Here is a 17,716-nt window from a genome sequence, read left to right on the forward strand (position 1 = left end):
CTCGTCTGTTTGCGGCTCGGCCTGGGTTATCGCCTGGTCGGGCGCCACGCCGACGCCCTCACGGCCGGGATCGACGGGCTGCGCGGGCACATGTGGCAGGTGCTCATGCAGGCCCACACCGCAGCCGCGGCGGCCGCTGTGAAGTGGGCGGCCCTCGACGCGCTCGAGGTCGCCGGCTGGCACGCCGCCGACGGGCACGCCGACGGCGCCGCCGCCGCGCTGGAGATGGGCCGGGCGCTGATTCTGCACGCGGCGACCGAGACCCGGGACGTGCCGCGGCAGCTGGCCGAGGCAGGGTTCGGCGACCTCGCCCAGCAGTGGGCCGCGCTGCCCGACGGGCTCGAGGCCAAACCGGCCGAGCTGCGCAAGGCGGTCTTCCGGCGGCTGGTCGAACCGCGCCGCCTGCTCGACCCGCCGACCGGCGAGGAGGTGCGGGCTGCGCTGACCGCCGTGGACGCCGACGCGCTGGTCTACCTGGTTCCGGCCGACGAGCAGGTGGGGCACGCGGTCGTCGTTCCCGCGCACGGTCCGGCCATGATCGTCGAGCTGCCGGAGCTGACCGACCCGCCGCTGCACGCGATCACCACCCCCGGCGTACGGGATCTGGGTGTCCCCGGGATCTGGGTGTCCCCGAGATGCACGGCGACGGCGACTGGGCGTGGCGGGCCGCGATGGGGCCGCTGCTCGACGGGCCGTTCGCCGGGCGCGAGCCGCGGATGGTCCTCATACCGATGGGCAAGCTCGGCTCGGTGGCCTGGCACGCCGCGCGCTCCGGCGGGACGTACGCGATCGAGCGCGCCACCATCTCGTACGCGCCCTCGGCCCGCATGCTGTGCCGGGCCGCCGCCACCCAAGCCAGGATCGACGGCCCGGTGCTGATCGTCGGCGACCCGGACACCGGCGGCGCCGCCCCCGATCTGCCCGCCGCCCGCGAGGAGGCACGGATCGTGTACCGGCGGTTCTTCCCGCAGGCCCGCTACCTGGGCCGAGCCGGTGGCGCACCCGCCGGACCAGCCTCGGGGCCGCCGGGTGGCGCCGGCAGCGCCGCCGAGGTCGAGGCGTGGCTGGCCGACGACAGCGAGACCGGCGGCGTGCTGCACCTGGCCTGCCACGGCGAGGTGCGCGACGACCAGGCCTCGCTGCTGCTGCACGGCGGCGAGCGGCTCAGCGCCGACCGGCTGGCCGGGGCGACCCGCAACGGCCGGCGTCCTGGTCTGGTCGTGCTGGCCGCCTGCCGCAGCGCGGTCTCGGGGCGGGGCTGGGACGAGGCGTTCAGCCTCGCCGCCACGTTCCTGTCGGCCGGGGCGGGCTCGGTGGTGGCAGCCCAGTGGAGTCTGCCCGACCGGGCCACCTCCGACGTGATGGTGCTCTTCCACGAGCACATCGCGGCCGGCCGGCCTCCCGCCGACGCGCTGCGCAGAGCCCAGCTGGCCCTGCTCGACCGTCCGGTCACCGACTGGGCCGGCCTGATCCACTTCGGCCGGTAGGGCGCGTGGCCGCACCATCGCCCGGCCCAGCTTGATCAAGCCCGGTGAGCACGCTGAGCGGCTTGTGGGAACTGTTCGGCGATCGGGCCGCCGGTCCGCTGCGCGGGGTCGCCGGGACAGACTCATGGTGCTGGTCACGGCGCGAGCGGACGCACAGCCTCCAAAGCGGGCCGGTCCCAGTCGGCCAGGTCGGCGGCGGCCAGGTAGGTCGAGCGCAGGAACGTCAGCAGCGTCTCGTCGGGGTCGTCGGCGGCGGCCACGGTCTCGTACGGCAGCAGGCACTCGCGCAGGTCCGGGTCGTAGAAGGCCGCGTTGCGCTCGGCATACCCGCCCGGCTCCGGATACGCGTACGCGTAGAAAGCGCCCTCCGCCCCGCCGCCCGGCCAGAAACCGAAGCTGGCCAGCTCGTGGGAGTAGCCCTCCTGCATCACCGACGGCGGGCAGTTGGGGGCGCCGCCCGGGTGCGGTGGGGCGTGCCGGCCCGAGAACCGCGTGTACGCCAGGTCCATCGCGCCCCAGAAGAAGTGGACCGGGCTGGCCTTGCCGGCGAACTCGGACCGGAACTTCTCGAGGACGCGCTGGGCCTGCAGCAGTTGCCGCCAGAACAGCTGCGCGGAGGCTCCGTCGTACGAGCAATGGGTCTTGTCCTCGGCGAACGGGATCGCCGGCTCGACCTCGTTGGGCACGGCGTGGATGCGTGGTGTCAGGCCCAGCGAGGCCAGCGCGTCCATCGTCTCGGCGTAGAAGGCGGCGACGCTCTTGGGTTCCAGCACGACCTCGGCCGAGCCGCCGTCACCGGTGCGCAGCCGCAGCCGATGGGCGAGGAAGTCGAACGCCATGTCGAAGACCCCATCGCCGTACGGGATCACCGACGTGCTCAACCCGCTCGCGTCGGGATAAAGCGTGACATGCCACCAGTGGTTGACCGGCGGCGCGTAGGCCATCCGCACCTTGCCCACGATCTGGGTCCACATGTGCAGGGTGTCGCGGGTGTCGGTCCAGTCGGCCACGCGCAGCCGCGGCCAGGTCGCTGTGCTCACCGCTCCAGGGTGCCAGCTGTTGCGGCCGGGTGGTTGCGCTCGAGGGCGGCGCCTTCCACGTCGACGTTCGGGAGCAGGTTGTCGAGCCGGCGCGGGATCCACCACGCGGACCGGCCGAGCAGGTGCATGACGGCCGGGATGAGCAGCATGCGTACGAGGAAGGCGTCGGTGAGCACGCCGAAGGCCAGGCCGAAACCGAGCGACCGGATGATCGCCGTGTTGGCGAAGATGAAGCCGCCGAACACCGCGATCATGATGATGGCGGCGGCGGTGACCACCGTACGGCCGGCGTGCACACCCTGACGCACGGCCAACCTCGCCGGGGCGCCGTGGGCGTACGCCTCGCGCATGCCCGACACCAGGAACAGCTGGTAGTCCATGGCCAGCCCGAACAGGATGCCGATCAGGATGGTGGGCAGGAAGCTGAGCACCGGGTTGGGGTCGTGCACCCCGAAGACCGCGCCCAGCCAGCCCCACTGGAAGATCGCGGTGATCCCGCCGAACGTGGCGAACAGCGACAGGATGAACCCGAGCGTGGCGGTCAGCGGCACCAGGATCGACCGGAACACGAAGATCAGAATGATCAGCGACAGGCCCAGCACCAGCCCGAGGTAGCCCGGCAGGGCCTCGGCGAGCTGCTCGGAGATGTCGATGTTGCCGCTGGCGCTGCCGGCCACGCCCAGCCGCACGTCGGTGGGCAGCGGCGACAGGTCACGCAGGTCACGCACGACCTGTTCGGTGGAGGAGCTGGACGGGCCGTCGGCCGGGATCACCTGGAACCCGAGCAGCGTCTTGTCCTCGGACTGCCCGATCGGCGCGACCGCGGTGACCCCGTCCACGGCGAGCAGCCGCTCGGCTACGCGCACCTGCTCCGCGACCAGGCGGGCCTGCTCGGTGATCGGCTGCGGCAGGTCGGCCACCACGAGCAGCGGCCCGTTGACGCCGGCCCCGAACTTCTCCTCGATCTTTTTGTACGCCTGGTACTGCGTCGAGCTCGCCGCCTCGGAGCTGCCGTCGGGCAGGCCCAGCCGCATCGACAGGGCCGGCACGGCGATAGTGAGCAGCACCGCCAGGCCGCCGAGGACGGTCAGCACCGCGCGGCCGGTGCTCATCGGCTCGCTCGGCGCCCGGCCGTGGTGGGTCCGGCCGATGCGCGCGCGGGCCTTGCGGCTGAGGATCCGGGCGCCCAGCAGCGACAGCAGCGCCGGGGTGAGGCTGACGGCCAGCAGCACCGACACGGCGACGCAGATCGCGCCGACGGTGCCCATCAGGCCGAGGAAGCCGATGCCGGTGACGTTCAGCGCGAGCAGGGCGACCAGCACGGTCGAGCCGGCGAAGACGACCGCGTTGCCGGAGGTGCCGTTGGCCAGCCCGATCGACTCGTGCAACTCCACGCCGTCGAGCAGCTGCCGCCGGTGCCGGTTGAGGATGAACAGGCAGTAGTCGATGCCGACGGCCAGCCCGAGCATGATCCCGAGCACCGGGGTGATCGACAGCATCTCGACCACGCCGCTCAACGCCAGCGCGGCGGTGACGCCGATACCCACGCCGGCCAGCGCCGTCACGATCGGCAGGGCCGCCGCGACCACCGCCCCCAGCATGATCATCAGGGTGATGGCGGCGATGACCACGCCGGCGACCTCGCCGACGCCCAGCACCTCGGGCACGCCCTGGGTGATGTCGCTGGAGAAGTCGGCTTCCACCCCGTCCGGCACGCCCGCGCTGACGTGCTCGACCACGCTCTCCTTGGTCTCGGGGGTGACGTCGAGCCGAGCCTCGGTGAAGACGACCTGCGCGACCGCGGCGGCGCCGTCCGGCGACACCGTACGGACCTGGGCCGACATGTCGATGAGCCGTTGCGACTGGTCAAGGGTGGTGCTCTGCGCCTGGAGCTGCTCCTCGGCCACCGCGCGCTGGGCGGCGGGCAGCTGGGCGACCTGGGCCCGTCCCTCCTCCAACTGCCGGCGGCCGTCGGTGATCCGCGCGGTCTGCTCGGCCAGCTGCCCCTCGGTGGCGAACGGGTCAACCGTGGTGGCGATCCCGTCCAGCTCGCGGGCGCTGCGCAGGACGGCGGTGATCCCCGTACGCTGCGCCTCGGTGAACGCCGAGGAGTCGGTGGTGGAGAACACGATCGCGCCGTTGCCGCCGCTCGCGCTCGGGAACCGGTCGGCCAGCTTGCCCGAGACCTCCTCGGTGGCGGTGCCCGGGATGGTCACCTGCGACGACAACACGCCGCCGAACGCGAGGTAGCCACTGACGGTCACGGCAAGGACGACTGTCCAGGCAGCCAGGACGGTCCAGGCGCGGCGGGCACAGAGGCGGCCCAGGCGGTACAGCAGCTCAGCCATTGATCCGGTTTTCTCGAAGGGGGATGTCAGTAACCGGTACGGATGTCGTCGATCAAACGATCGAGCAGGTCGTGCCAGTGCTTGCGGGCCCGGTCGCCGGTGACCGCGCCGGTGCCGGCTATCCAGTGGTGCGCGATCACCTCGGTGCCGTGCATGAGCGAGCTCACCAGCAGTTCGGCCTCCAGCGGATCCCGGTCGGGGTGGCGCTCGGCCAGCTCGCGGGCGAGGTCGGCCGTCGTACGGGAGAAAGTGGCCTGGAAGATCTGCCGCGGCCGCGGGTCGCCGGCGCTGAACCCGCCGAGGGCCCGCCACAGGAACGCGATCGTGCTGGGCACGTCGGCCGCCCGCAGGGCCGCGGCCACCGTCGCGAACATCTCGGCCCGGGTGCCCGCCCCGACGGCACTCGCGCTGACCTGCGTACGGAAGGCCTCGATGACCGTCCCGAGCACCTCCGTGCAGGCGGTCGTCACCACGTCGTCGATCGAGGCGAAATGGTTGAAGATGGTCCGTCGCGACACGTCGGCCCGCGTGGCCAGTTCCTCCACGCTGAACCGTGCCGTGCCACCCTCGTCGATGAGGGCCTTGGCGGCGTCGAGGATGGCCCGGCGGTGGCGGGCCTTCAGAGCCGCCCGCCGATCCGGCACCTCCGCGTTGACGACCACGAATGCGTACACTAAATGCAGCGTTGCACCGCGTGCAAACTGATCGGGCCCGCCCCGGCCGGCCGCCTTATTCGCCGGAACGGATGAGCGCCCACACGACCTTGCCGCCGGGCAGCGGGGTGGCGCCCCAATGGGTGGCCACCGCGGCCACGATGCGCAGACCACGCCCCGACCCCGGTCGCATCAGCGTGCTCGTGTGCGCCGGCTCCTCCGGCACCCGGGGCATCGCCGGCGCGTCGTCCTGCACGCCGATGCGCAGGTAGCGTCCCGTGTGGACGACGGTCAGGTCGAAATCCGAGCCTGCATGCACGATCGCGTTGGCCGCCAGCTCGTTCGCCACCAGCCGGGCCGGGGCGTGCAGCTGCGGCAGACCCCAGGCCAGGCAGGCATCCCCCGTCACGTTCCGGGCGGCGGCGGCGCTGCTGCGCTCGGGCGGCAGATGCCGGCGCTCCCAGCGCGGCACGCCGGCGTTCACGGCCAGGGCCGCGTGCGAACTGTCCTCGTAAAGTGCCACATAGGCGCGGACGGCCGACAAGCCCTCCCGTACGCCGGAAGTCGCCCCGCACAGCAGCACAGGCACTCCCCAGTGAAGCTGGGCGTCCTGCGTCACCGCCGCGAACACACTCAGCAACGGGTCATCCTCGTGCCGCAGCCCGGCCAGATCCACGATCACCGCCGCCGGGCACTCCGCCGCGGCCTTGGCCAGCGCCGTGCCCAGCTCGGGCACCGTGACCACCGACAGCTCGCCGTGCAGGCGTACCGTCGTGATCCCGGTGCCGAGGTTCCGGTCGGTCGTCGTCGTCAACATCGCAGCCCTCTGCTCGCACCTCCCCGCCCGTGGCGCCCTTCACGAAACGCCCGACGCCCACCCCCGCGCAATCCCTGGTCGCGCGCCTATCGCCCGATGGACGGAAGCGCTGTACCGGGGCACTTCACCGAGGCTCGAAAATCAAAAGCAGATGTCGTAGCGGGGTGGTGGGTGACGGACCGCAGCTCCCGCCGAGGGTCGCTTCGCTCCGATCTGCGTGCGTGGTTGCGCCCGGAAAACCCCGGTCAGGCGGCCGGGCGTTGGCGGGTCGGGCGGACGATGATCTCGTTGACGTCCACGTCGGCGGGCTGGTCGATCGCGAACTGGACGGCACGGGCGACCGCGTCGGCCGCGATGACGTCGCGGCGGTACTCGGTCATGGCGGCACGGGCGTACGGGTCGGTGATCTGACCCGCCAGTTCGCTCTCGGTGACGCCGGGCGTGATCGTGGTGACGCGGATGCCGGGCTCGGACTCCTGGCGCAGGCCCTCGGTGATCGCCCACGCCGCGTACTTGGTGCCGGAGTAGACCGCCGAGGTGGGCACGACCTCGTGCGCGCCGACCGAGGCGGTGGTGATCAGGTGACCGGCGCCCTGGCGCTGGAAGAACGGCAGGACGGCGGCGATGCCGTGGAGCAGGCCACGCACGTTGACGTCGATCATGCGGTCCCACTCGTCGACGAGCAGCGCGTCGAGCCGGGACAGGGGCATGACGCCCGCGTTGGCCACCAGCACGTCGACGCGGCCGTGACGTTCGGCGGCGCCGGTGACGAAGCGGGTCATCGAGTCGCGGTCGGTGACGTCGAGGTGGGCCGGTTCGAGACGTTCGGCGGCTGCGATCGGGCGGCGGGCCCCGGCCACCACGACGTGCCCGGCGATGGCCAGGCGCTGGGCCGTGGCCGCGCCGATGCCGCTGCTCGCGCCGGTCACCAGGATGATCTTCTGCTGTTCGGTCATGCTTCGACCGTGCGCCGGCCCGGCGCCTGCCTGGAAGGGTGCAACAGGGCCAGGCAGCCGAGCCGGGCCGGGTGGGTGCAACAGAGCCAGGCGGCCGAGCGTGGCCAGCTCGGGTGTGACAGGGCCAGGCGGCCGAGCCGGGCCGGCTGGGTGTGACAGGGCCAGGCAGGGCGGCCGTGGTCGGCTTACCGTTGACGTATGCCGACCACTGAGCTGGGCGACTTCCTTCGCCACCGCCGCGCCGCCGTCCTGCCGTCGCAGGTCGGGCTGCCCGATCACGGCGACAGGCGGGTGGCCGGGCTGCGCCGCGAGGAAGTGGCGCAGCTGGCCGGGGTGAGCGTCGACTACTACGTGCGGCTCGAGCAGGGCCGCGAACGCAACCCGTCGGCCCAGGTGGCCGAGACCCTGGCGGTGGCCCTGCGGCTCGACGACGACGGCCGGGCGCACCTGTTCCGGCTGGCCGGGCTGGCGCCGACGGCACGGGCGGCGTACGGGAAAGATCGTGTCGAGCCGGCGCTGGTGCAGCTGATGCGGGCCTGGCCGGCCACACCCGCCCTCGTCCACAACCGGGCCTACGACATCCTGGCCGCGAACCCGCTGGGTGAGGCGCTGTTCGCCGGCTTCCCGCGCAACCTGATGCTGGCCGTGTTCACCGACCCGCGCGCCCGTGACTTCTACACCGGCTGGCCGACCGTGGCCGCGAACGCGGTGGCCGGGTTCCGCATGCAGCTGGGCAAGGCGCCCGGCCATCCGCGCATCCGGGCCGTGCTGGCCGAGCTGACCGAGCGCAGCGCCGAGTTCACCGAGCTGTGGCGCCGCCACGACGCGCGGGGCAAGAGCCTGGACGTGAAGAGTTTCCACCACCCCGAGGTGGGCGAGCTGACCTTGCGGGTGCAGACGTTCTCCGTACGGGGAAGCGACGGTCAGGAACTCGTGGTCTACTCCCCCGAACCCGGCTCGCCCAGTGCCGACGCCGTCGCCCTGCTGGGCATGCTCACCCCGTCGCAGCAGGCCTGATCACCGCTCTACTGTGGACCCGCACGACAGGGCTGGACAATCGGCGGTATTGTTCCGCTGTGGATCACAGCAGCGCCGCCCGCCACGGGCTCGACCCGAACGTTGCGCACCCGGCCCGCCGATACAACTACTGGCTGGGCGGCAAGGACCATTTCGCCGCCGACCGGGCCTCGGGTGACGCGCTCGAAAAGCTGTTCCCCAAGGTCCGCGACGGCGCCCTGGCCAACCGCGCCCAGCTGCAGCGGGCCACCAAGTTCCTGGCCGCCGAGGCGGGCATCAGCCAGTTCCTCGACATCGGCACCGGCCTGCCCACCGCCGACAACACCCACGAGGTCGCGCAGCGGATCATCCCGGACGCGCGGATCGTCTACGTCGACAACGACCCGCTGGTCATGGTGCACGCCCGCGCCCTGCTCAACAGCAGCCCCCAGGGGCGTACGGCGTACATCGAAGCCGACCTGAACAACCCGCGGTCGATCCTGGAGAACCCGACGCTGCACGACACCCTCGACCTGGGCCGGCCGGTCGGCCTGATGCTGATCGCTGTGCTGCACTTCATCCACGGCGACGGCGCCGCCCAGCCGATCGTGCGTGAGCTGCTCGACGGGCTGCCGTCGGGCAGTTACCTGGTCGCCACCCACGCCACCGCCGACTTCGGCACGCCCGAGCAGCAAGCGATCTATCGTCAGCTGGTCGAACAGGGCAAGTCCGACGTCTGGACCAGGCCCAAGGACGAGTTCGCCGCCCTGTTCGACGGTCTCGAGCTGGTCGAGCCCGGGGTCGTGCCGGCCAGCGAGTGGCGGCCCGACCCCGGCGCGGTCATTCCCCCGCGCTCCGACATCAACATCTGGACGGCGGTCGGCCGCAAACCCTGACGTCCCATCCCCGGCTCTCCCCGGGCGATCGGGCCGCTGCCGCCTTTCACCAGGCGATCGGGCCGCTGCCGCTCTTCACCGGGCGATCGGGCCGCTGCCGGCTTTCACCAGGCGATCGGGCCGTTGTCGTCGAAGTAGCCGCCGGTCGGGCCGTCGTCGGGCAGGGTGGCGAGGTGGATCGCGATCCGGGCGCCCTGTTCCGGCGTACGGTATCCGCGGAACCCGTTGAGGTCGGTCGCCACGAACCCCGGGCACCCCAGGTTGATCAGGATATTCGTGTCGCCCAGTTCCTTGGCGTACTGGATCGTGACCGCGTTCAGGAACGACTTCGAGGGCGCGTACGCCGCCGAGATCGGCCCGGTCGCGTCGGTGTTCGCGCTCTGCAGCGTGAGCGAGCCGACGGTGCTCGACATGTTCACGATGCGCGGGGCGGGTGAACGGCGCAGCAGCGGCAGCATCGCGTTGGTGACCCGGACGACGCCGATCACGTTGGTCTCCACCACCGTGCGGATGACGGCCGGGTCGACCACGGTGGGCTCCTGCGGGCTCTCGCCGGTGATGCCCGCGTTGTTGACCAGCACGTCCAGGCCGCCCCGGTCGCCGAGCAGCTCGGCCGCCGCGGTGACGCTCGCGTCGTCGGTGACGTCGAGCGGCACCCCGAACGCGTCCACCCCGGCCGCGCGCAGCTTCTCGACCGACGCCTCCCGCCGTACGTCGTCCCGGGCGCCCACGCCGACCGACCAGCCCAGCGCGCCGAGGCCCGCCGCGATCTCGTACCCGATGCCCTTGTTCGCGCCGGTGACCAGCGCTGTCGTCTGATTGCTCATGCCTCGATCGTTCGCCCGGACGCCGTTTCGGGCCAACACTGTCTGGGTCGCCGGCGATACCGTGAAGGTATGGAAACGCGGGAGCTGCGCTATTTCGTCGCCGTCGCCGAGGAACTGCACTTCGGACGGGCGGCGCAACGGCTCGGCATGGCACAGCCGCCGCTGTCCCGGGCGATCAGCCAGTTGGAGCGGCGACTGGGCGTGCAGTTGTTCCACCGTACGAGCCGCGCGGTGACGCTGACCGAGCCGGGCACGGTGCTGCTGCGCGAGGGACGGGCGGCGCTGGACGCGGTCGAGGCGGCGGAAAGGCGTACGCGCAGGGCCTCGGTGAACCCCGGGCTGGTGCTCGCCTCGAAAGCGGGGGCGTCGGGCGAGATTCTGGCGAAACTGCTGGATGCGTACGCGGCGGAGCCGGGCTCGGTTCCCGTCGACGTGGTGCTCTGCGGGGTCGGGCAGCAGGAGGGAATGCTGCGTGACGGGCGTGCGGATGTGGCGTTGCTGCATCTGCCGTTCGACTCGACGGCCGGGCTCGACGTCGAGGAGCTGAACACCGAGCCGCAGGTGTTGCTGCTGCCCTCGGGGCACCCGCTCAGCACCCGCCCCTCCCTCCGCATGTCTGATTTATCGGACTTGGCCATGCCGCGGTGGCCCGATGTGGACGGCGTCTATCCGGACGGCGACGGGCCCGAAGTGCGCGACCACACCCAGCTGCTGCAGCTCATCACGCTGGGGCGGGCGGTGGCGGTGCTGCCCGAATCGGCCCGCAGCCAGCTCGGCGACACCATCGTGACCGTGCCGGTGCTGGACGCGCCGCTGGTCACGACGGTGATCGCCTGGCCGCCGCACAGCCGGTCGCGCGCCCTGGCGGGACTGGTCATGGCCGCGACCCGCCTTTGACAAAGTCGTTTCAGATGTTCCGATCATCGGGATGGTGGGAGTATCGTACCGGGCCATGAGGTTGACCCGGGCTCAGCAGCAGGAACGCACCAGAAAAGCCGTGCTCGCCGCGGCGAAGTGGGAGTTCTCGCACTTCGGCTTCGCCGACGCCAAGGTCGACCGCATAGCCGAGCGGGCCGAACTGACCCGCGGCGCCGTGTATTCGAACTTCCCGAGCAAACGCTCGCTCTACCTGGCCGTCCTTCTCGACCACGACCCGCACTCACACCCGGGTCACGCCCTGCCCGCCTCTGATGACGCCGCCGTCGGCTCTTCGTCCGCCGGCCCGTCCTCTGCCGGCACCTCTCCCGGCAGCGCACCTCCTGGCGAGCCCTCTCCTGGCAGCGCCTCTCCCGCCGGCCTCTCTCCCGCCGGCGCCTCTCCCGCCGGCGCCTCTTCTGGCAGCGGCTCTCCCGCCGGCCTCTCTTCTGGCAGCGCCTCTTCTGGCAGCGCCTCTTCTGGCAGCGCCTCTCCCGCCGCCCTCTCTCTTGGCGGCGGCTCTCCCGCCGGCGGCTCTTCTGGCGGTTCGTCTTTCGACGGGGTCGATTCCGGCAGGCTTGTTCCTGCCGGGCTCGCCTCCGCTGCCGAGGCTTTTGCCCGGGTCTGGCTGGAACGGCTGCCCCTCACGGCCGACGATGCCGGCGTGGGCCGCCTGGCCGCCCGCTCGCTGACCGGGGTGATCGACGACGAGCGCGGCCGCTCCACGCTGGCCCAGCTCACCCGGCTCGAGGCCCTGCTGCTGGCGGTGGCGCTCGAGTCGTGCCACGCCCCCGACGCCGGGCGGCGGGTGCGGCTGGCCGAGCTGATCATCACCCTGCTGCACGGCACGGCCCACCTGGCCGAGACCGCGCCCGGGTTCGGCGACCCGTTCGACGTCGTACGGGCCTGCCGCCACCTGGCCGGGCTGCCGCTCGCCGACGAGTGGGCCCCACCCCACCTGCCGTACGTCGCGCCGGCCCGCCCCGTCCGCGAGCCGTGGGACCCGCCCGGCGAGCTGACCGACCAGCTCAGCGGCCGCCCGGCCGACCTTCGCCGCGACGGCGTGCTCGTCACGCTCGGCCCCGACCGGCTCGGGGCCGCCGAGGAAGCCGTCCGGGCCGCCCAGCCCGGCGACGCTGTCACGGTCGCGCTCGTCACCGACGATCCGGCCGAGACCGGGGCCCTCGTCCGCCTGCGGGTCACCGACGTGACGGCCTGTCTGCGTCGCGTCTTCGGCCCCGCCGTCCGGCCCGCCCTGCGCTTGATCCTCGACGAGCAGGGCGCTCTCGCCGCAGCGATCGGCGTCACCCCGGCCGGCAGCAGCGAGTCCGCCGTACGCATCCACGCCGGCGAGATCGTGGCCCGCGCCGACGGCCGGGGCGCCGGGCACGCGGCCACCACCTCGGAAGTCACGCGATGAACCAGGTGCTGCACACCCTGCGCTGCATCGGGCACGCCGACCTGCCCCGGATAGCCGGCACCACCGGCCGGCCCGAGCCCGACGTCGAATCCGAGCTCATCAACCTCGCGGTCGACGGGCTGGTCACCCGCTCGATGGGCGCCTGGGGGCTCACCGACGCCGGGCGGGCCGCCGACGCCAAGCAGACGGCCGACGAGCTCGACACCACCGGCGCCCGGCCCGCGGTCATGGCGGCGTACGAGACGTTCCTGACCCTCAACCCCGAACTGCTCGACCTGTGCACGATGTGGCAACTACGCGACGACACCACCGACCCGGCCCGCGTCCTGGACCGCTTCGCCGACCTCAACCAGCGGGTGCAGCCTGTCCTCGACGCGCTGCCCCGCCTCACCCGTTACCGGGAACGGCTCGACGCCGCCCTCCACAAAGCCCGCCGCGGTGCCATGCGGGAGCTGACCGACAGCATGACCTCGTACCACGTGGTCTGGTTCCAACTGCACGAAGACCTGCTGGCCACCCTCGGCATCCCCCGCTCATGATCGTCGCCCTGGACCCGCGAACCGACCTGCCGCCCGACGTGATCGGGGCCAAGGCGCACGGCCTGATCACGCTCATGCGCCTCGGCCTGCCCGTCCCGCCCGGTTTCGTCATCACCGTCGGCACGGCTCCTGCATCCGCCGGGCCCGCCGGCGCTCCGGGGGCCGGTTCTTCCGAGGCCGGCGCCTCCGGGCCCGCCGGTGTTCCCGGGTCCCGTGCTTCCGACCCGGCCAGCACTTCCAAGCCGGCCAGCACTTCCAAGCCGGCCGGTGCTTCCAAGCCGGCCGGTGCTTCCCGGGTCGCTGGGGCCGGCTCTCACTCCGTTGGGGAGGAGCTGCCCGCCGGCCTCGACGCAGCCGTCGCCCAGCTCGGGGCCGAGTCGGTCTCCGTGCGCTCGGGCGCCGCCGTATCGATGCCCGGCATGATGGACACTGTCCTCGACGTCCGTGGCCCGGTCGCCCCCGCCGTACGGACGGTCCTCGCCTCGTGGCACACCCCGCGCGCGGTCACCTACCGCGAACTGCACAACATCCCCCACGACCTGGGCACCGCCGTGATCGTCCAAGCCATGGTCCACGGCGACCGCGACCCCCACAGCGGCAGCGGCGTCGCGTTCAGCCGCGACCCCGCCACCGGCGCTCCCCACCCGTACGGCGACGTGCTCTTCGGCCACCGCGGCGACGCCGTCGTGTCGGGCCGGTTCAACACCTCGCCGTTGCCAACCCTGGCCGACCGCGAGCCGGCCGTATGGTCGGCCCTGACCGCGGCGCTGACCCGCGTGGAACAGCACTACCGCGACGCCTGCCACGTCGAGTTCACCTTCGAGACCGGCCGCCTGTGGCTGCTGCAGGTCCGTCCGGGCGGCCTCACCCCCCGCGCCGCCATTCGCGTGGCCGTCGACCTCGCCGACGCCGGCCTCATCTCCCGCCCCGAGGCCGTCCGCCGCATCTCCCCGTCCCAGCTACGCGCCGCCGCCACACCCCGCATGCTGATCTCCACCACCCCGGCCACTTCTCCGGCCGTCACCACCTCCACGGGCGACCCGGACGCTGCCCTGCCGACGCCCGACCTGGACGTTTCCCCACACCCGGCCCCGCCTCCCGGTGCCTCGGACGCTGCCCTGCCGACGCCCGACCTGGGCGTTTCCCCACACCCGGCCCCGCCTCCCGGTGCCTCGGACGCTGCCCTGCCGACGCCCAGCCTGGGCGTTTCCCCACACCCGGCCCCGTCCCCCGGCGACCCGGACGCTTGTCCCGTCGTGGCGCTGTCGCGTGACGGCCTGGCGGGTACTCCCGGCGCGGCTGGGTTGCTGGCTCGGGGCCGGGGTGCTTCGCCCGGCGTGGCCACCGGCCGGGTCGCGCTCACCGCCGACGCCGCCGTCCGCATGCACGGACCCGTCGTGCTGGTGCGCCCGGAGACCTCTCCCCTCGACATGCACGGCCTGGCCGCCGCCGTGGGAGTCGTGACAGCCCGCGGCGGCCTGGCCAGCCACGCTGCAGTTGTCGCGCGCGCCCTCAACAAGCCCGCCGTCGTCGGGGTGAACGGCCTCGACCAGCTCACCGAGGGCATCGAGATCACCATCGACGGCACCAGCGGCGAGATCGCCCGAGGCGCGCAACCCACCACCACAGCGGCGGACGACCCCCACGTGACCCGCCTGCTCACCTGGGCCGACGCCATCTCCGGCGATGACTCCCCGCGCCCCGCCGAGGCACGCCTGACCGCCGCCCGGACCCGGCTGTGAGCCCTTTTACTCAGGAGGCAATCATGCGCTGATCGTCTTGCCCGACTTGTCGACCGTGTGGCTGCGCCAGTAGACGTCCCACTCGTCGTCGACGTGCTTCGGCACCTGCCCCTCCGGGAAACGCGTGAACCCCGCAGGCGGCTCCTGACCCTTGGGCACACATTGCCGGCCGCTGCCGTCGATCTGCAGCACCGGATAGTCGTCCGAACCGCAGATGGCGTCCTTCATGCACCCTCCGAGCAGCAGCGCCACGCCAGCGGCAACCACCGCCGGCACAGCGGCCCGACGCAATCTCATACCCCGATTGTCCCCGACCCTGCCCACACCGAAACCGCCCGGCTTCGTACGCCGACTTCCACACGCGGACCCGTGGGCCGACTTCCACGCGTTGGCATACGCGCATCGGCTTCCGCGGATCGGCTTCCATGCGGCGGCATCCGCACGTCGGCATCCGGGCGTTGGCATACGCGCATCGGCTTCCGTGGGTCGGCTTCCGTGGGTCGGCTTCCGTGGGTCGGCTTCCGTGGATCGGCTTCCGCGGATCGGCTTCCGCGGATCGGCTTCCGCGGATCGGCTTCCATGCGGCGGTATCCGAACGTCGGCATACGCGGGTCGGCTTCCATGCGGCGGTATCCGCACGTCGGCATACGCGCGTTGGCATACGCGCATCGCCTTCCGTGCGTCTTCCGTGGGTCGGTAGCCGCACGTCGGCATACGCGCGGCGGCTTCCGTGCGCCGGCGGCGTTGTCAGCGGCGAGCCAGGCGGCGTTCGCCCGCCATGCCGGTCGTGTAGGGCAGGTTGTAGTGCGCGAAGACCGCCGGTTCGTCCGCGGCCGTCAACTCCCCGTCCAGCTCGATCGTCGGGGCGTCGCCGACCAGCTTCTTGCCGTACCGCACTCGCACGGCATCGGGCCGGACCGTTGCTCCGCCCAACGGCACGAACACCAGCCGGTGCCGCCCGATGAAGCCAACCCGCACGGTCGCGAACGCCGGCTCGTCCGTAGCCGTGTCCACGTACACCGCCTCCAGGTCGCCGATCTTGTCGCCGTCGGGGTCGATGACCTTCTCGCCTCGCCAGTCACGCAGGTTCTCAGCCGGGAACATGCTCTGGAGATGCCCGCCCGCTCCCCGCCGAAACCGCCTCCACACCAGCCGTGACCCCCCAAGCAGCCACTCCAGCACCGACGGTTTGTGAACCCGGCCCATATTCACACAGCATCCTAGGAGGCTAGGAATGAAGATGGGATCGCCTATAGGCAGGGCCGATGCCACAGCACATCAGCGAGGCAAGCAACGGTGCGCAGAACCTTGAGTCGCAGGGTCGCAGGGCACGGGCGCGGACGCAACGGGCACGGGGGCACGGGCACGGACGCAACGGGCACAGGGGCACGGGCACGGACGCAACGGGCACAGGGGCACGGGCACGGACGCAACAGGCACGGGCGCAACGGGCGCGGGCGCGGACGCAACGGGCACGGGGCACGGACACGGACGCAACAGGCAGGGGGGCACGGGCACGGGCGCAACGGGCACGGGCGCGGATGCAGCGGACGCGGACACAACGACCGCAACGGGCGCGGACGCAGATGCAGCGGACGCGGATACAACGGACGCGGACACAGCGGGCGCAACGGACGCGGACACAGCGGGCGCAACGGGCGCGGACGCAACGGACGAGGACGCAGCGGGCGCAGACGCAGCGGGCGAGGCGCCGGCCGGAAGAGCTCTTTCTCCCGGCCAGAACAGTGCGGTCAGGTCAAGCCCTTGAGGGCCGCCACGAAGATCTCCGAGAACGTCGGGAACGGCTGAATGGTGTCCCGCAGCACGGCGAGCGGAATGCGGGCGCGAATGGCCAGAGTGGCCTGTTGCAGCCATTCCCCGGCCTCCGGGCCCACCGCGTACGCCCCGGTCAGCACCACGCCGTCGCTGACCAGTGTCAAGAAGCCGGGCGATTGCGCGTACGCATGGGTGTAGGTCGCGGTCTTGGCCACCTCGGCAAGACCAACCGTCGAGGTCACCGGTCCTTCGATCGCGCCGGCCGCCGCCGCTTGCGGGTCGGTGAACACGACGCGGGGCACCGCCGAGTAGTCGGCTTCGCGAGGCTTCCCGAGGATGTTGTCGGCCACGACCTCGCCCTGATATTTGCCCACGTGCGTCAGCATCCACAGCCCGGTCACGTCGCCCACGGCCCACAACCGTTCGGCCACGCGCAGTTTTCCGTCGACCGGCACACCCCGCTGATCGGCCGCCACGCCCACCGTTTCCAGCCCCATTTCCCGTACGCGGGGAAGCCGCCCCGTGGCCACGAGAAGCTTGTCGCCACGCAGTTCCCGCCCGTCTGAGAGGACCAGCACGAAGTCCTCACCGTCCCGGCGGGCCGCGGCCACCTCGGCCCCGAGCACCAGTTCGACGCCGTCGCGCCGCAACGCCTCACCGAGCGCCTTGCCCAAACCCGGCGCCTCCTTGGGCAGCACCCGGTCGGCGCGCCCGACGAGCACCGCTTCGCCACCCAGCCGCCGTACGGCCTGGGCCATCTCCACCCCGACCGGCCCGGCGCCCAGCACCAGCAGGCGGCGGGGCACCGCCTTCATGCCGGTGACCTCCCGGTTGGTCCAGACCCCGTCGAGCTCACGCAAACCCGGAACCGGCGGGATGATCGGGTCGGCCCCGTTGGCCAGCACCACATGACCGGCCGTGTGGATCACCCCGTCGACGTCGACGCGCCCGGCGCCCGCCAGCCGGCCGCGCCCCCGCAGCAACGTGATCCCGCTGCTGTCCAGCCACCTCAGCGCCCCGGAGTCCGAGTAGTTCGACACCATGAAATCCCGCCAGGCCAGCGCGTCCTTGACGTCGACCTCCGCGGTGGCCCCCGCCTCGCGCGCCGCCTGCACCGCCTCCCCCGGCCGCAGCAGCGACTTCGACGGTATGCAGGCGTAATAGGAGCACTCCCCGCCGACGAGCTCCCGCTCGACCAGCCCGACCCGCAGCCCGCCCTCGGCGAGCGCCCCCGCACAGTGCTCCCCCGGCGACCCACCACCGATCACGATGACATCGAAGTCGTAACTCATGAGCAGCCTCCC

16 protein-coding genes are annotated in these 17,716 nt (G+C 72.2%); 7 read left to right on the forward strand and 9 right to left on the reverse strand.

Features of this window, described 5'->3' with window-relative positions; all coding sequences use genetic code 11:
• The first annotated feature begins 671 nt into the window (after positions 1 to 671).
• Positions 672 to 1,487 (forward strand): CHAT domain-containing protein, encoded by an 816-nt coding sequence (locus C8E87_RS04670; RefSeq protein ID WP_166661081.1) that lies wholly within the window; start codon positions 672 to 674, stop codon positions 1,485 to 1,487.
• Positions 1,488 to 1,621: 134 nt separating this feature from the next.
• Here the strand turns inward: C8E87_RS04670 and C8E87_RS04675 are convergent, their stop codons facing one another.
• The 5 genes from C8E87_RS04675 to C8E87_RS04695 form a co-directional block, all read right to left on the reverse strand.
• Positions 1,622 to 2,527, reverse strand: coding sequence for a DUF5996 family protein (locus C8E87_RS04675; protein ID WP_203720687.1), 906 nt, complete (start codon positions 2,525 to 2,527; stop codon positions 1,622 to 1,624).
• Positions 2,524 to 4,875 (reverse strand): MMPL family transporter, encoded by a 2,352-nt coding sequence (locus tag C8E87_RS04680; protein WP_133871937.1) that lies wholly within the window; start codon positions 4,873 to 4,875, stop codon positions 2,524 to 2,526. The genes C8E87_RS04675 and C8E87_RS04680 overlap by 4 nt, the downstream gene beginning before the upstream one ends.
• A 26-nt stretch (positions 4,876 to 4,901) precedes the next feature.
• Positions 4,902 to 5,537, reverse strand: a complete 636-nt coding sequence (locus C8E87_RS04685) for a TetR/AcrR family transcriptional regulator (RefSeq protein WP_133871938.1) — start codon at positions 5,535 to 5,537, stop codon at positions 4,902 to 4,904.
• A gap of 67 nt (positions 5,538 to 5,604) precedes the next feature.
• Positions 5,605 to 6,345, reverse strand: a complete 741-nt coding sequence (locus C8E87_RS04690; protein WP_133871939.1) for an ATP-binding protein — start codon at positions 6,343 to 6,345, stop codon at positions 5,605 to 5,607.
• A 245-nt stretch (positions 6,346 to 6,590) separates the two neighbouring features.
• Positions 6,591 to 7,301: an SDR family oxidoreductase gene (locus tag C8E87_RS04695; RefSeq protein ID WP_133871940.1), complete on the reverse strand. Its 711-nt coding sequence runs from the start codon at positions 7,299 to 7,301 to the stop codon at positions 6,591 to 6,593.
• A gap of 198 nt (positions 7,302 to 7,499) precedes the next feature.
• Here C8E87_RS04695 and C8E87_RS04700 point away from each other — a divergent pair, with 198 nt between their 5' ends.
• Both C8E87_RS04700 and C8E87_RS04705 read left to right on the forward strand, forming a co-directional pair.
• On the forward strand, positions 7,500 to 8,318 hold the full coding sequence (locus tag C8E87_RS04700) for a helix-turn-helix transcriptional regulator (RefSeq protein WP_133871941.1): 819 nt from the start codon (positions 7,500 to 7,502) through the stop codon (positions 8,316 to 8,318).
• A 59-nt stretch (positions 8,319 to 8,377) separates the two neighbouring features.
• Positions 8,378 to 9,193, forward strand: coding sequence for an SAM-dependent methyltransferase (locus C8E87_RS04705; protein ID WP_133871942.1), 816 nt, complete (start codon positions 8,378 to 8,380; stop codon positions 9,191 to 9,193).
• 104 nt (positions 9,194 to 9,297) lie between these two features.
• On the opposite strand, the gene C8E87_RS04710 is transcribed toward C8E87_RS04705, so the two are convergent.
• Entirely contained in the window at positions 9,298 to 10,020 is a 723-nt protein-coding gene (locus C8E87_RS04710; protein WP_133871943.1) for an SDR family oxidoreductase, read from the reverse strand.
• A gap of 69 nt (positions 10,021 to 10,089) precedes the next feature.
• On the opposite strand from C8E87_RS04710, the gene C8E87_RS04715 reads away from it, so the two are divergent.
• The 4 genes from C8E87_RS04715 to C8E87_RS44520 are packed head-to-tail and all read left to right on the forward strand — an operon-like array spanning position 10,090 to position 14,636.
• Positions 10,090 to 10,917 (forward strand): LysR family transcriptional regulator, encoded by an 828-nt coding sequence (locus C8E87_RS04715; RefSeq protein WP_133871944.1) that lies wholly within the window; start codon positions 10,090 to 10,092, stop codon positions 10,915 to 10,917.
• A 55-nt stretch (positions 10,918 to 10,972) separates the two neighbouring features.
• The gene (locus C8E87_RS45280; RefSeq protein WP_239080270.1) at positions 10,973 to 12,355 is read left to right on the forward strand and encodes a TetR/AcrR family transcriptional regulator; all 1,383 of its coding nucleotides are present in this window, start codon (positions 10,973 to 10,975) and stop codon (positions 12,353 to 12,355) included.
• Positions 12,352 to 12,894: a transcriptional regulator gene (locus tag C8E87_RS04730; protein ID WP_133871946.1), complete on the forward strand. Its 543-nt coding sequence runs from the start codon at positions 12,352 to 12,354 to the stop codon at positions 12,892 to 12,894. Before C8E87_RS45280 ends, C8E87_RS04730 begins: the two co-directional genes overlap by 4 nt.
• Entirely contained in the window at positions 12,891 to 14,636 is a 1,746-nt protein-coding gene (locus C8E87_RS44520) for a PEP/pyruvate-binding domain-containing protein (protein WP_208116359.1), read from the forward strand. The genes C8E87_RS04730 and C8E87_RS44520 overlap by 4 nt, the downstream gene beginning before the upstream one ends.
• 21 nt (positions 14,637 to 14,657) lie before the next feature.
• Here C8E87_RS44520 and C8E87_RS04740 read toward each other — a convergent pair whose 3' ends face one another.
• From C8E87_RS04740 to C8E87_RS04750, 3 genes are all read right to left on the reverse strand, one after another.
• Entirely contained in the window at positions 14,658 to 14,933 is a 276-nt protein-coding gene (locus tag C8E87_RS04740; RefSeq protein WP_133871947.1) for an SCO0607 family lipoprotein, read from the reverse strand.
• 450 nt (positions 14,934 to 15,383) lie between these two features.
• The gene (locus C8E87_RS04745) at positions 15,384 to 15,740 is read right to left on the reverse strand and encodes a PRC-barrel domain-containing protein (protein WP_133871948.1); all 357 of its coding nucleotides are present in this window, start codon (positions 15,738 to 15,740) and stop codon (positions 15,384 to 15,386) included.
• Between the two features lie 647 nt (positions 15,741 to 16,387).
• Positions 16,388 to 17,704: a dihydrolipoyl dehydrogenase family protein gene (locus tag C8E87_RS04750; protein ID WP_133871949.1), complete on the reverse strand. Its 1,317-nt coding sequence runs from the start codon at positions 17,702 to 17,704 to the stop codon at positions 16,388 to 16,390.
• Between the last annotated feature and the right edge of the window lie 12 nt (positions 17,705 to 17,716).

It is taken from the genome of Paractinoplanes brasiliensis (assembly GCF_004362215.1).
Lineage (GTDB): Bacteria > Actinomycetota > Actinomycetes > Mycobacteriales > Micromonosporaceae > Actinoplanes > Actinoplanes brasiliensis.

Bases quoted from the DNA above. Each gene is read 5' to 3' on its own strand.
- C8E87_RS04670 (WP_166661081.1), top strand. From the start codon at position 672: ATGGGGCCGCTGCTCGACGGGCCGTTCGCCGGGCGCGAGCCGCGGATG.
- C8E87_RS04680 (WP_133871937.1), bottom strand. From the start codon at position 4,875: ATGGCTGAGCTGCTGTACCGCCTGGGCCGCCTCTGTGCCCGCCGCGCC.
- C8E87_RS04690 (WP_133871939.1), bottom strand. From the start codon at position 6,345: ATGTTGACGACGACGACCGACCGGAACCTCGGCACCGGGATCACGACG.
- C8E87_RS04695 (WP_133871940.1), bottom strand. From the start codon at position 7,301: ATGACCGAACAGCAGAAGATCATCCTGGTGACCGGCGCGAGCAGCGGC.
- C8E87_RS04700 (WP_133871941.1), top strand. From the start codon at position 7,500: ATGCCGACCACTGAGCTGGGCGACTTCCTTCGCCACCGCCGCGCCGCC.
- C8E87_RS04710 (WP_133871943.1), bottom strand. From the start codon at position 10,020: ATGAGCAATCAGACGACAGCGCTGGTCACCGGCGCGAACAAGGGCATC.
- C8E87_RS04715 (WP_133871944.1), top strand. From the start codon at position 10,090: ATGGAAACGCGGGAGCTGCGCTATTTCGTCGCCGTCGCCGAGGAACTG.
- C8E87_RS45280 (WP_239080270.1), top strand. From the start codon at position 10,973: ATGAGGTTGACCCGGGCTCAGCAGCAGGAACGCACCAGAAAAGCCGTG.
- C8E87_RS04730 (WP_133871946.1), top strand. From the start codon at position 12,352: ATGAACCAGGTGCTGCACACCCTGCGCTGCATCGGGCACGCCGACCTG.
- C8E87_RS44520 (WP_208116359.1), top strand. From the start codon at position 12,891: ATGATCGTCGCCCTGGACCCGCGAACCGACCTGCCGCCCGACGTGATC.
- C8E87_RS04740 (WP_133871947.1), bottom strand. From the start codon at position 14,933: ATGAGATTGCGTCGGGCCGCTGTGCCGGCGGTGGTTGCCGCTGGCGTG.
- C8E87_RS04745 (WP_133871948.1), bottom strand. From the start codon at position 15,740: ATGTTCCCGGCTGAGAACCTGCGTGACTGGCGAGGCGAGAAGGTCATC.
- C8E87_RS04750 (WP_133871949.1), bottom strand. From the start codon at position 17,704: ATGAGTTACGACTTCGATGTCATCGTGATCGGTGGTGGGTCGCCGGGG.